This window comes from Microbispora sp. H11081, assembly GCF_012999535.1.
Lineage (GTDB): Bacteria > Actinomycetota > Actinomycetes > Streptosporangiales > Streptosporangiaceae > Microbispora.
The window spans coordinates 110,715-123,657 of record NZ_JABBWV010000015.1 but is presented as its reverse complement, the minus strand read 5'-3'; the positions used below and the strand labels follow the sequence as shown (position 1 = coordinate 123,657).

Below are 12,943 nucleotides of genomic sequence, written 5' to 3'. Positions count from 1 at the left end.
CAACAACCCTCAAGTACGGCAAGGTTGGGCAAATGGCCTAAACGGTGGCTGGAACCGCCGAACGGACCCATTCCACGATCTCCTGCGTCGTGGCCCCCGGCGTGAAGATTCTGGCCACCCCCATCTTGTGCAATTCGGGAATGTCAGAATCGGGAATGATTCCACCGCCGAATACCACGATGTCATCGGCGCCCTCCTCACGCAGCACCTCGAAGAGCCGGGCGAACAGCGTCATGTGGGCGCCGGACAGGATGGACAGCCCGATGGCCGCCGCGTCCTCCTGGACCGCCGTACGAACGATCTGCTCCGGCGTCTGGTGCAGCCCCGTATAGATGACTTCCATGCCCGCGTCGCGCAGCGCCCTCGCCACCACCTTGACCCCGCGGTCGTGCCCGTCGAGCCCCGGCTTTGCGATGACGACCCGAATCCTGCCTGCCATGACGACCTCCCGCAGATGGTGCTCGCTGCCCGAAGCGTAACCGCCGCGCCCCGCATCCCCGGGGAACGGCCCCTCGTCAGCCGATCGCGGGCCGCTCCCTGAGCAGCGCGCGCAGGCCGTCCACCAGCCCCTGCCTCTCCTGCGGGGTCATCATGCGCACGGCCGTCGCGAGCGGGTCGTCGTCGGGCGCGTCGACGTCGCCGTCCGCGCCCGCGGCGGCACGCCCCCGCTCGGTGATCCGTACGTAGACGCGCCGCCGGTCACGCTCGTCGCGCGTCCGTTCGGCGAGCCCCCGGATCTCGACGCGGTCGAGCAATTCGGTGGTCGCCGCGCGCGACAGCCGCAGACGCGCGGCCAGGTCGCCCACGGTGAGCGGCCCGCACGACATCAGGTAACACAGGACCGACGCCATGCGGGCGGTCAGGTCACGGCCAGGCAGCAGGCGGCTGGACGTACGCAGACGCCGGTGGACCGTGGGATAGAGCCGGGATATCTCCTCGACCGCCGTTTTCTCCTCCATGACGCCCTTTCGCTACGAACATTTCGCGGCGAAATGATAATCAGGCCGCATACCCCGCAATGACCTGGAAACTCACAAAAAATGTGGAATTTCGTGACATTGCTGTGACCAGACATCGCGAAGATTTCCGAGCTGCCCTCTCGATCATGAGGGCAACTACGGGAGGATTCACCTTGAAGCGAGCAATCATGGCGCTGGCGTGCGCCGCAACGGCCGCGCTCGTGGCGCCCGCCGTCGCCGCCCCCGCGCAGGCTCAAACCCCCGCGCGGGCGCAGACCCCCGCGCAGGCCCAGGCCGCCGCCGACCCGGTCGCGGCGCTGCGCAAGCACTACGTCGCCGGCCACGGCGTGCGGTACGTCTCCACGGGCACGATGCGCTTCGCCGGCATCACCGCGATCAAATTCACCGCGAACGGCGGCCTCGCCTTCGGCCGCTCCGGCGTCGTCGCCTCCGACAGCACGCAGAAGCTCAAGTACAACGAGCTGCTGAAGGAGGAGAACGAGGACCTGAAGGAGGCGGAGAAGCCCCTCCGCGTCATCGTCATCGGCAGCACGGGCTACCTCTCCGGCGGGTTCTACTCCAGCCTGCTGCCCGAGGGCAAGACCTGGCTGCGCGTCCCCGGCCAGCGGCCGGGCTCCTCGGTGAGCCTGGGCGAGTTCGTCAACCCCGCCGACTGGCGCAGCCTGAAGACGGTCCTCGCGACCACCAAGGCCAAGGGGCCTGGCGGCAGCGTCAACGGCGCCAATACCACCCTCTACCGCGGCACCATCACGCTGTCGCAGCTCATGAAGACCAACCCGGGCATCAAGGACAGCTTCGCCGGCCTGGGCGCCAACCCGGGCAAGACCATGGTGTCCTGGAAGCTGTGGATCGGCGCCGACCAGCTCGTCCGCCGCGCCTCGGCCAGCGCCGAGCTGACGATGAAGCTCGAGGACGACTCCGTCGCCTTCAGCCTGTCCGACGTCATCACGTTCGCCGGCTGGGGCAAGAAGGTCACGGTCAAGGCGCCGCCGAAGAGCAAGGTCGCCGGGCTGAACGACATCGACGGCGACGTGCCGGACACGCAGGGCACCGTCATCCTGCCCAACTGAGCCGCACGACCGGATGTGAGTGAACGCCGCGCGACCGAACCCCTCGCGCGGCACAGGCCATCGACGGCCGGTCCCGGGTGGGTCTCCCCCCGGGGCCGGCCGTTTCGCTTACGCCCACCGGCCGCGGTCTTACGGACGCCGCCGCCCGCGACACAGCCACCGGCCGCGGCCCCCTGGACGCGATCAGAGCTTGTCGATCAGAGCTTGTCGATCGGCGCGTAGGCGAGCAGCAGCGTCTTCTCGCCCTCGCTCCCGAAGTCGATCTTCACACGGGTCTTCTCCGCCTGACCGTCCACCGCCACCACGGTGCCGAGCCCGAAGGTGTCGTGGGTGACCCGGTCGCCCGGCGACAGGTTCGGAACCTGCCGGCCTCCGGCCCTCTGCGCGGGAGCCGTACGGGCGGCCGGGCGGGAGGTCGCGGCGGACCAGGCGGTCTTGCCCGGGTCGCCGCGCCACTCGACCAGGTCGCCGGGCACCTCGGACAGGAAGCGCGAGGCCGGGTTGAACGACGGCGCGCCCCACGCCGAGCGGACCGCCGACCTCGACAGGTAGAGCCGCTCCCTGGCCCGGGTGATGCCGACGTACGCCAGCCTGCGCTCCTCCTCCAGTTCCTTGGGGTCGCTCAGCGAGCGCATGTGCGGGAAGACGCCGTCCTCCATGCCCGTGAGGAACACCACGGGGAACTCCAGGCCCTTGGCGGTGTGCAGGGTCATCAGCGTGACCACGCCGCCGTGGTCGTCGCCGTCCGGGATCTGGTCGGCGTCGGCGACCAGCGAGACCTGCTCCAGGAAGTCGACGAGCGTGCCCTCGGGGTTGGCCTCCTCGAACTCGGCGGCCACCGAGATCAGCTCGTTGAGGTTCTCCAGCCGGCTCTCGTCCTGCGGGTCGCCCGAGGTTTCCAGCTCCGTGCGGTAGCCGGTGGCGCTCAGCACCTCCTCCGCCAGGTCCGACAGCGGAAGCTCCTTGGCGCGCAGTTCGTCGAGCATCGTGACGAAGTCGCGGATCGCGTTGAGCGAGCGGGTGGCCACCCCCGGCGCCTCGTCTGCACGGCGTAACGCCTCCCAGAAGCCGATGCGCTCCCGGTTGGCGAAAGCCTCGACCATCGCCTCGGCGCGGTCGCCGATGCCGCGCTTGGGCACGTTGAGGATGCGCCGCAGCGACACCGTGTCGTTCGGGTTGGCCAGGACCCGCAGGTAGGCGAGCAGGTCCTTGACCTCCTTGCGCTCGTAGAAGCGCACCCCGCCCACGACCTTGTACGGCAGGCCGGTGCGGATGAAGATCTCCTCGAACACCCGGGAGGCGGCGTTCGTGCGGTAGAAGACCGCCACGTCGCCGGGGACGACCCCGTGGTCGTCGCCGAGCCGGTCGACCTCCTGCGCGACGAACATGGCCTCGTCGTGCTCGTTGTCGGCGGCGTATCCGATGATCTTCGGTCCCGCGCCCTGGTCGGACCACAGGTTCTTCGGCTTGCGGCCCTCGTTGCGGGAGATGACCGCGTTGGCGGCGTTCAGGATCGTCTGCGTGGAGCGGTAGTTCTGCTCCAGCAGGATCGTCCGCGCGTCGGGGTAGTCGCGCTCGAACTCCAGGATGTTGCGGATAGTCGCGCCGCGGAACGCGTAGATCGACTGGTCGGCGTCGCCGACGACCACCAGTTCCGAGGGCTCCACACCCTCCCGCACCACGTCGCCGTCGGCGGTGCGCACCTCGGGCCGCCCGACCATCTCGCGGATCAGCATGTACTGCGCGTGGTTGGTGTCCTGGTACTCGTCGACCATCACGTGCCGGAACCGCCGCCGGTAGTGCTCCGCCACGTCGGGGAAGAGCTGGAACAGCGTGACCGTCAGCATGATCAGGTCGTCGAAGTCCATCGCGCCGGCCTCGGTGAGCCGCCGCTGGTAGGTGCGGTACGCCTCCGCGAGCGTGCGCTCCAGGTGGGTCGAGGCCCGGTCGGCCGCCGTCTCGTAGTCGATCAGCTCGTTCTTGAAGTTGCTGACCTGCGCGGAGAAGGACCGCGGCGGGTAGCGCTTGGGGTCGAGGTCGAGCTCGCGGCACACCATCGCCATGAGCCGCTGGGAGTCGGCCTGGTCGTAGATCGAGAAGCTGGAGGTGAAGCCCAGCCGCTTCGCCTCGCGCCGCAGGATCCGTACGCAGGCGCTGTGGAACGTCATGACCCACATGGCCCTGGACCGCGGCCCGACGAGCTTGTCGACCCGCTCCTTCATCTCGCGGGCGGCCTTGTTGGTGAAGGTGATCGCGAGGATCTCCCCCGGCTGGACACCGCGCTCCGCCAGCAGGTACGCGACACGGTGCGTCAGCACCCTGGTCTTTCCGGAGCCGGCCCCGGCGACGATCAGCAGCGGGCTGCCCTGGTGGATGACGGCGTCCCGCTGCTGCGGGTTGAGGCCGTCGAGCAATGGATGAGTGGCGGCTCGGGTGGACACCCTCCTTAGGTTATGGCCGCGCACCGACATCCGGGGCCCACTCGCCCGGCAAGTCACGTTTAAGGTGATGTGCCACACAATGAGGAGGTCGCACGTGCTGGACGAGGCGGAAATCAAGAAGGTGCTGGTGGTCGTCGCACACCCCGACGACATCGACTTCGGCGGCGCGGGAACGGTCGCGAGGCTGACCGACTCCGGCGCGGAGGTCGTGTACTGCCTGGTCACCAATGGCGACGCGGGCGGGTTCGACCGGGCGGTGGACAACGGCGGCATGGCGGCGCTGCGCCGCGCCGAGCAGACCGCCGCGGCCAAGTGCGTGGGCGTCGGCGACCTGCGCTTCCTGGGCTACCAGGACGGCATGGTCGAGCAGACGCTCGGCCTGCGGCGGGACATCGCACGCGTGATCCGCCAGGTGCGCCCCGACCTGGTCGTCACGTCGAGCCCCGACCGTAACTACGAGCGGCTCGGCCCCAGCCACCCCGACCACCGCGCCGTCGGCGGCGCCACCCTCGACGCGGTCTACCCCGACGCGCGCAACCCGTACGCCTTCCCCGAACTGCTGACCGACGAAGGGCTCGAAGCCTGGACCGTCCGCGAGGTGTGGCTCACGGGCGGCATGACCGTCAACCACTACGTCGACGTCACCGCCACCGTGGACCGCAAGATCGCGGCGCTGCGGGCGCACGAGAGCCAGACCGCGCACATCCCCGACCTCGACGGCATGGTCAAGGGCTGGCTCTCCGGCCACGCCGCCGCCGCGGGCCTCCCCGAGGGCTCGTACGCGGAGGCGTTCCAGCGGATCAACACCGCCTGAGCCCCGGCATCCAAGCGGGGCGCGCCGCCGCCCCAAAGCCGCGACACCCCAGGGACTACCGACGCCCCCGACACGCAACCCCTCGTCGATCCCCCACCCAGCCCGCCTCGCCGCTCTCCCATGGGCCTCGTCCACCCGGGGGTGGAGATCGCCTGATCTCCACCCCTGTTCTCCACCCTCGCGCCGATCCGGTGCGCGCCCGATATTCCTACCGTCGAGCGCATGGAAACCACACAGATCGTCGCCCTCACCCTCGTCGTCGTCGCCGTCGTGATCTATCGGCAGATGAGGCCGAGGCCCGTCGCCAGGCCCGTGGGGGCGATCATCGCCGCCGTGATGATCCTGGCCGGCCTCAGCGGCGGCGGGCTCGTCGACGCCGGTCACGCGTCCCTGAGCATCGCGGTGCTCGTCGCGGAACTCCTCGTGGCCGCCGGTCTTGGCGTGCTGCGGGCCATGACGACGCGCGTGTGGCGTGACCAGCGCGGCGTGGCGTGGGCGCAGGGCGGCGTCCCGACCCTCATCGCCTGGGTGGGCTCCATCGCCGTCCGGGTCGCGATGATGGCCCTCACCTCCTTCCTCGGCCTCGCCTCGTCGCAGAACTCCGTGCTCCTGTTCGTCGGGGTGACTCTCGGCGTGCAGTTCCTCGTCGTCGCCCGGCGGGCGAACGCCCTGCCCACCGGCCCCGCATCGGGCATCCAGACGGCCCGCTAACGTCGGGACGTGCCCAGTCGTGACGGCTATGTCCAGGCCGGCCGAGAGTCCAGCCGCAGGAACGCGATCGCCGGCGTGTTCCTGCGGCTGGCTGTGATCGCCCTGCTGGTCGGCGGGCAGGCGACCGGCCATCCGGGGTTCGGCCTGAACGGCGACCGGCTCGCCATCAGCGCGCTGACCGCCGCGATCGCCGTGACGCTGTCCCTCATGGTCGTCATCCGGCTGCGGCCGATCCTGCCGGGACGCTGGAACGGCGGGCCGGCGGAGGCCGTCCTCGTCGGGCTCACCATCGTGGCGGCCATCGCCCTCGACATGGTCTCGGACAGCAGCCCGGCCGTCGCCGTGCTCATGTTCGCCGTCGGGGCCGCCGCCGTACGGCATCCGCTGAGATGGTCGCTGCCGCTCCTGCTGCTGGCCCTGACGGGCCTGGGATCGAGCGCCATCGGACTGCTGCCGCCGGTCTCCCCCGAGGCGCGGCAGCGCGACCTCGGCCTGTGCGTCTCGATCTGCGTGGTCTTCGCGGTCGCCTACGCCGTCAAACAGCGCAGGGCCGCCGCCGCCGCCCAGGAGGGCGAGGCCGTGCTTGCCGAGCGCGCCCGGATCGCCAGGGAGATCCACGACATCCTCGCGCACTCCCTGTCGGCGCAGATCGTGCATCTGGAGGGCGCCCGGCTGCTGCTGCGCGCCGACCGGTCCACGGAGGCGCTCGACCGGGTCGAACGCGCCCGCGAACTGGCCAAGAACGGCCTGGAGGAGGCCCGCAGGGCCGTCGCCGCGCTGCGGGACGACACGCCGCCGCTCCCCTCCGCCCTGGACGCGCTCGCCGAGGAGTTCCGCCAGGCCACCGGCACGGAGTGCACGCTCGACATCCTGGGCCCGCGACGCCGCCTGCCCCCGGAGATCGAGCTCGCGGTGATCCGTACCGCGCAGGAGGCCGTCACCAACGTGCGGCGGCACGCGCCCGGCTCCCCCGTCGCCCTGCGGCTGGACTTCCGCGACGGAGCGTGCGAACTGGAGGTCGTTAACCCCCCGAGCGACCAGCCGGGAACGCCGGGTGGAGGATACGGTCTCGTGGGCATGCGCGAACGGGCCGAGCTTCTCGGCGGCGCCCTGGAGGCCGGCGAGACGGAGGACGGCTTCCGGGTCAGACTGCGGATGCCGGCGTGACCGCCCGCGTGCTCGTGGTCGACGACCAGTCGGTCGTACGCGAAGGGCTCGTGCTGCTGCTCGGCCTGCTGCCGGAGATCGAGGTCGTGGGGTCGGCGGGCGACGGCGAGGCCGCGCTCCGACTGGTCGCGGACCACCGGCCCGACGTGGTGCTCATGGACCTGCGCATGCCCAGGATGGACGGTGTGGAGGCCACCCGCGCGATCCGCGCCCGCTTCCCCGGCACCCAGGTCGTGGTGCTCACGACGTACACCGACGACGAGTCGGTCTTCGCCGCCCTGCGGGCGGGGGCGCGCGGCTTCCTCACCAAGAGCGCGGACGCGGAGGAGATCGCCCGCGCCGTGACCACGGTGATGAACGGCGACGCCCAGTTCGACCCCGGCGTGCAGCGCCGCCTGCTGAACGCCGTCACAGAGCCGCCCGCGCGGGCCCCCGGCCCCGTCCCCGCACCGGCTCCCCGCTCGCACGGCACCGGGAGGCCGGCAGGCACTGGGAGGCCGACGGACACCGGGACGGCAGCGGGCACAGGGAGGACCGGGACACCGCCGGACGGGCTGACGCCACGCGAGGCGGAGGTCCTGCGGCTCATCGCGCACGGCCTGTCGAACGGCGAGATCGCGCAGGCCCTGTTCGTCAGCGAGGCCACGGTCAAGACGCACATCAACAACCTCTTCGCGAAGGCCCGCCTCCGGGACCGGGCCCAAGCGGTCGCGTACGCCTACCGGACCGGCCTGGCCGACCCCCGCGAGGGCTGATCCAGGCGGCTGGCCACCCGGGCGGCGGCGTAGCCGAGGGAGTTGGTCGCCAGGTGGAGCAGCGCGGGGGCGAGCAGCCCGGCTCGGTGCCGCAGGGCGTGGAACCCGAGCCCGGCGACCGCGGTGGACACCACCGTCCCCGCCACCAGCCGTCCCGCCTCCGCCGGCCGTCCTGCCTCGGGCCCTCCTGTCCGCAGGCCGTGTCCTGCCCGCCCGCGTCCCGCCCGTACGGGCCGCTCCGGATCGACCGGGCCGGCGGCCTCGGCCGGGGTCTCCCCCGCGGTCAGCCGGCCGAGGGCGGGGTTGGCCCTGGCCATGTCGAGCGCGGGCAGCACGTGCCACAGCCCGAACAGCGCGGCCGAGCCGGCGACCGCCGCACGCGCGGGCATGACGCGGCCGAGCAGGGCGGGCAGCACACCGCGGAAGCCCACCTCCTCCAGCAGCACGGTCCCGAAGGGCACCTGGACCAGCGCCTCCTCCAGCACGCGGCGGCGAGACAGCGCCAGCGCCCGCTGGTCCTTGAACAACGGCCGGGTGCGGGGCAGCGCCACCCCGGCGGCGTACCCGGCGGCGACGGCGGCGGCGAGCGCGCCCCCGGTCACCGCACCGGCGCGGGCGTCGCGGAAGCCCAGCTCGTGCCAGGTCAGCCCCGCACGCCTGGCGACCACCAGCAGCGTCCCCGTCGCGACCGCCGAGGTCACCGGCGCCCACCGCCTGGCGATCCGGTTGTTGAGCACGTTCGCCGCGGCGAGCACCCCGACGCATCCCGCGACCGCAGGCTTCACCCGTCCTCCGTCCTCTCGCCCCGGAAACCCCGAGGGCTCCGGAGCCCTTTCACGGCCTCCCGGACGTCAGCATGCCGTACGCCGCCTCAGCAGGCTCCCACGCCGTCGTTGTAGCCGCGGGCGAAGTACTGCTGGCGCAGTTCTGGCGATCCGTGGGCGTCCGGGGTCCACCAGACGTCGGTGGGATCGCCCGCCGCCTCGAGGTTGGCGAGCAGTTCCTCCTCGTCGCCCTGCTCCGCGCCCAGCACCCCGACGCGGATCAGGCCGCTGAGCGCGGCGCCCGCGTAGCAGTCGGCCTGCAACTCCCGCTCCACGTTGAAACGGAAGTCGTCCACGAGCTGGGCCTGCACGGCGTGCCCCAGCTCGTGCGGGATCACGACGTAGACCGCGCCGTCGCCCATCTGGTCGTACATCGCCTCCAGCCAGGCCGCGTCGTAGGCGATGAAGTGGCCGTACGGGCAGTAGAAGGCGTTCTCCGGCACGGCCGGCTGCCCGCCGCAGTCGGGGCCGCCGTTCCCCTCGTAGGCGACGAAGCGGGTGATCGGACGGTAGGCGCCCCCGCTCTGCTCGAAGCGGCGCGCCCAGAACCACTCGGTCAGGCACCGGGCGAGCGCGACGTCGCCCGGGAAGTCGTCACCGGCGCCCTCGCAGGGCGTCCGGCCCCCGGACTCGGCGTCTCCCGGCTGGGCCCGGTCGGGCGGAGACTCGGTGAGCGTGCCGCACGAGGCGACCAGGAACACCACGAACAGGAACGCGGCGAGTACACGGCGGGTCATCTATGGGTGAATACCCATTCAGACGGCAAAAACTGCCTTTGGTACGAGACTTCACATGCCCCAGGTGTGGACCGGCTCGTTCGTGTGCATGTGCTGCAGATAGCGCAGAGTCATGCGGCGCAGTGCCTCGTAGTCGCCGCCGAACGCCCGGGCCGTCCTGACCTGCCAGTCCGCCCCCGTACGGCCGGTCACGCAGCGCCGCTCGATGATGCCGAGCAGCCGGTCGCGCTCGGCCGGGTCGACCTCCCACAGGTCGAGCCCGTGGTAGGCCATCGGCAGCAGCCTGCGCAGGATCAGCTCGGCGGCGGGCACCTCGCCCAGGCCGGGCCAGTAGAGGCGGGCGTCGAGACCGTACCTCGCGGCGTTGCGGAGGTTGTCCTCGGCGGCGGCGAAGGACATCCGGGACCACACGGGCCGTTCGGCCATGGGAAGCACGCGCATGAGCCCGTAGTAGAACGCGGCGTTGGCCGCGATGTCGGCCACCGTGGGACCGGCGGGGAGCACGCGGTTCTCCACCCGCAGATGGGGGACGCCGTCCGAGACGTCGTAGATGGGGCGGTTCCAGCGGTAGACGGTGCCGTTGTGCAGCCGCAGCTCGTGCAACTCCGGCACCCCGCCCTCCTCCAGCACCCGCTTCGGATCCTCCTCGTCGCACAGAGGCAGCAGCGCGGGGAAATAGCGGACGTTCTCCTCGAACAGGTCGAAGACCGAGGTGATCCATCGTTCCCCGAACCAGACGCGCGGCCGCACGCCCTGGGCCTTCAGCTCCTCCGGCCGGGTGTCGGTGGCCTGCTCGAACAGGCTGATCCTGGTCTCCCGCCACAGCTCCCTGCCGAACAGGAACGGCGAGTTGGCCGCGATCGCGACCTGCGGCCCGGCGATGACCTGGGCCGCGTTCCAGTGCTCCGCGAACGTCTCCGGGCTGACCTGCAGGTGGAGCTGCACGCTCGTGCACGCCGCCTCGGGGGTGATGCTGTCGGCGTAGGTGTCGAGCCGGTCCACTCCCTCGATCATGAGGTGCAGGTCCTCGCCCCTGGCCGCGAAGATCTGCTCGTTGAGCAGCTTGTAGCGCGGGTTGGCCGACAGCGTCCCCTCGCTGACGTCGCTCTCGCGAAGCGTCGGGAGGATGCCGACCAGCATGAGCTGCCCGCCGACGCGCGCCGCCCGCTCCTGCCCCCGGTTGAGGCGCAGCCGTACGGACTCCTCAAGCAGGCGGGTGCCCTCGCCGGACAGCACCTGCGGCGGGACGTTGATCTCGACGTTGAACTGCCCCAGCTCCGTCGCCCAGTCGGGCTCCGCGATGGCGGCCAGGACCTCGGCGTTCTTCATCGCCGGCTCGCCCCGGGAGTCGACCAGGTTCAGCTCGATCTCCATGCCCATCTGCGGCCGGTCGAACGAGAACCGCGACGCCCGCAGCATGTCGGCCAGGACGTCCAGCGACAGCTTCACCTTGTCCCGGTAGCGTCGGCGGTCCTCCCGGGTGAAGGAGACGGAAGGTACGTCACGGCCCATTCACCGAGCGTCGCACGCCGGAGGGCGATCGCACCAGACGGGATCAGACCAGGCGTCGTGCGGTGGCCCAGCGCGACAGCTCGTGCCGGTTGGACAGCTGCAGCTTGCGCAGCACGCTCGACACGTGCGTCTCGACGGTCTTCACCGAGATGAACAGCTCCTTGGCGATCTCCTTGTAGGCGTAGCCCCGCGCGATCAGCCGCAGCACCTCACGCTCGCGCTGGGTCAGCGAGTCGAGCTCCGGGTCGATGGGCGGGGCCTCCGTCGAGGCGAACGCGTCGAGCACGAAGCCGGCCAGCCGCGGTGAGAACACCGCGTCGCCCTCCGACACGCGGACGATCGCGTCGGTCAGCTCCGCGCCGCTGATCGTCTTGGTCACGTAGCCCCGGGCGCCGCCCCGGATGACCCCGATCACGTCCTCGGCCGCGTCCGACACCGACAACGCGAGGAAACGCACCTGGGAGCCCGAGCCGAGCACGCGCCGCAGCACCTCCTGGCCGCCGCCGCCCGGCATGTGCACGTCGAGCAGCACCACGTCGGGCTCCAGCTCGGCGATCGTCTTCACGGCCGACTCCACGTCCTCGGCCTCGCCGATCACCTGGATCGACGGCCCCAGCTCGGCCCGCACACCGGAACGGAACAGCCGGTGGTCGTCGACGATCAGCACGCGTACGGTCTTCATCGCTCCCTCTTCATGGTCAGCATGACCTCGGTTCCGTCGCCTGGCTCGGTCCTGACCCTGGCGCTTCCCCCGTTGCGCTCCATCCTGCCGATGATCGACTGGCGGATGCCCATCCGGTCCCCCGGGACGTCGTCGAGCACGAAGCCCTTGCCACGGTCCCGGACGAACACCGTCACCTCGTCGGGCTCGACCTCGGCGTAGACGGAGACGACCGGAGCCCCACTGTATTTGCACGCGTTGACCATCGCCTGCCTGGCCGCGTGCAGCAGGGCCACCAGGCCCTCGTTCAGCTCGCAGTCGCCCACGCAGACGACCTCGATCTGCACCCCGTGGGCGTCCTCCTCCTCGGCCGCGACCCGCCGTACGGCCGCCGCGAGGGTGGCGTCGGCGTCCTGCTTGGGCTGGTACAGCCAGTTGCGCAGCTCCCGCTCCTGCGACCTGGCCAGGCGCACGACCTCACGGGCGTCGTGGGCGTTGCGCTGGATCAGGGTGAGCGTGTGCAGCACCGAGTCGTGGACGTGGGCGGCCACCTCGGCCCGCTCCTCCTGCCTGATGCGCTCGGTGCGCTCGCGCTGGAGCTCCTTGACCAGCGAGGCGAGCCAGGGCGCGGCGATCATCGACATGCCGCCGACGACTACCGCGGTGAACACCAGCCCGGTCCTGGCCTTGGCCAGCTCGCCGCTCGCGGCGAGGAAGCCGATCGCGCCCACGACGACGAGCAGCGCCCCCACGCCGGTGCGCACCCAGCTCGCGCTGACCTGCTTCACCGCGCCGGACATCCACCGCTGCCGCCTCCCCGGGTCGGCCTGCTGCCAAAGGATCAGCGCGCCGATGCCGCCGACCGCGATCGGCCACATGCCGAACCCGCCGCTGGACGCGCCGGTCAGCCAGGCGAAGCCCGCCAGGGCCAGCCAGAGCACGCCGTACGCGGCGAGCTGGCCCCAGTCACGGGCCGGCTCGCGGCCCTTCGCCTCCTCCTTGGGGACGTCCTCCTTGGGGGTGAACATCCACAGCGCGGCGTACGCCACGAGCCCCAGCCCGTCGACCACGGTGAGCAGCACGAACGCGAGGCGCAGCACGACGGGGTCGAGCCGCAGCTGGGCGGCGGCGCCCTGCGCGACGCCCGCGACCACCCGGCCCGCGAGGGGCCGGACCATCCGGGGGTACGCCACGGGGGCGTTAGGCATCTCAGACATCTCGGGAAGCATCGTCACACGTCACGGGCCATGAGCGCATCAGGGCATGCCCTG

13 protein-coding genes are annotated in these 12,943 nt (G+C 71.3%); 5 read left to right on the top strand and 8 right to left on the bottom strand.

What is annotated here, in order from left to right; translation table 11 throughout:
- Positions 1-37: 37 nt before the first annotated feature.
- On the bottom strand, positions 38-439 hold the full coding sequence (locus tag HHX31_RS28510) for a cobalamin B12-binding domain-containing protein (protein ID WP_169951948.1): 402 nt from the start codon (positions 437-439) through the stop codon (positions 38-40).
- A 76-nt stretch (positions 440-515) separates the two neighbouring features.
- Positions 516-959 (bottom strand): MarR family winged helix-turn-helix transcriptional regulator, encoded by a 444-nt coding sequence (locus HHX31_RS28505; RefSeq protein WP_169951946.1) that lies wholly within the window; start codon positions 957-959, stop codon positions 516-518.
- A 173-nt stretch (positions 960-1,132) separates the two neighbouring features.
- Between HHX31_RS28505 and HHX31_RS28500 the strand changes: the two genes are divergently transcribed.
- Complete coding sequence (locus tag HHX31_RS28500; RefSeq protein ID WP_169951943.1) at positions 1,133-2,050, top strand: hypothetical protein; 918 nt, start codon at positions 1,133-1,135, stop codon at positions 2,048-2,050.
- 197 nt (positions 2,051-2,247) lie between these two features.
- Here the strand turns inward: HHX31_RS28500 and pcrA are convergent, their stop codons facing one another.
- Positions 2,248-4,521 carry a DNA helicase PcrA gene (pcrA, locus tag HHX31_RS28495; protein WP_169951941.1) on the bottom strand — a complete coding sequence of 758 codons (2,274 nt, stop codon included), beginning with the start codon at positions 4,519-4,521 and terminating at the stop codon, positions 2,248-2,250.
- A 49-nt stretch (positions 4,522-4,570) separates the two neighbouring features.
- On the opposite strand from pcrA, the gene HHX31_RS28490 reads away from it, so the two are divergent.
- The 4 genes from HHX31_RS28490 (at position 4,571) to HHX31_RS28475 (ending at position 7,938) form a co-directional block, all read left to right on the top strand.
- Positions 4,571-5,305 carry a PIG-L deacetylase family protein gene (locus HHX31_RS28490; protein WP_169951939.1) on the top strand — a complete coding sequence of 245 codons (735 nt, stop codon included), beginning with the start codon at positions 4,571-4,573 and terminating at the stop codon, positions 5,303-5,305.
- A 222-nt stretch (positions 5,306-5,527) separates the two neighbouring features.
- Positions 5,528-6,016 carry a hypothetical protein gene (locus HHX31_RS28485; RefSeq protein ID WP_169951937.1) on the top strand — a complete coding sequence of 163 codons (489 nt, stop codon included), beginning with the start codon at positions 5,528-5,530 and terminating at the stop codon, positions 6,014-6,016.
- A gap of 9 nt (positions 6,017-6,025) precedes the next feature.
- Complete coding sequence (locus HHX31_RS28480; RefSeq protein WP_169951936.1) at positions 6,026-7,183, top strand: sensor histidine kinase; 1,158 nt, start codon at positions 6,026-6,028, stop codon at positions 7,181-7,183.
- Complete coding sequence (locus HHX31_RS28475) at positions 7,180-7,938, top strand: response regulator transcription factor (RefSeq protein WP_169951934.1); 759 nt, start codon at positions 7,180-7,182, stop codon at positions 7,936-7,938. Before HHX31_RS28480 ends, HHX31_RS28475 begins: the two co-directional genes overlap by 4 nt.
- Here HHX31_RS28475 and HHX31_RS28470 read toward each other — a convergent pair.
- The 5 genes from HHX31_RS28470 to HHX31_RS28450 form a co-directional block, all read right to left on the bottom strand.
- Positions 7,902-8,723: a type II CAAX prenyl endopeptidase Rce1 family protein gene (locus HHX31_RS28470; RefSeq protein ID WP_169951932.1), complete on the bottom strand. Its 822-nt coding sequence runs from the start codon at positions 8,721-8,723 to the stop codon at positions 7,902-7,904. The genes HHX31_RS28475 and HHX31_RS28470 overlap by 37 nt on opposite strands.
- Before the next feature lie 86 nt (positions 8,724-8,809).
- Entirely contained in the window at positions 8,810-9,499 is a 690-nt protein-coding gene (locus HHX31_RS28465; protein WP_169951930.1) for a neutral zinc metallopeptidase, read from the bottom strand.
- A 51-nt stretch (positions 9,500-9,550) separates the two neighbouring features.
- Positions 9,551-11,011: a glutamate-cysteine ligase family protein gene (locus tag HHX31_RS28460; RefSeq protein WP_169951929.1), complete on the bottom strand. Its 1,461-nt coding sequence runs from the start codon at positions 11,009-11,011 to the stop codon at positions 9,551-9,553.
- A 43-nt stretch (positions 11,012-11,054) separates the two neighbouring features.
- Positions 11,055-11,693 carry a response regulator transcription factor gene (locus HHX31_RS28455; RefSeq protein WP_169951928.1) on the bottom strand — a complete coding sequence of 213 codons (639 nt, stop codon included), beginning with the start codon at positions 11,691-11,693 and terminating at the stop codon, positions 11,055-11,057.
- Complete coding sequence (locus tag HHX31_RS28450) at positions 11,690-12,889, bottom strand: ATP-binding protein (RefSeq protein WP_169951927.1); 1,200 nt, start codon at positions 12,887-12,889, stop codon at positions 11,690-11,692. Before HHX31_RS28450 ends, HHX31_RS28455 begins: the two co-directional genes overlap by 4 nt.
- Between the last annotated feature and the right edge of the window lie 54 nt (positions 12,890-12,943).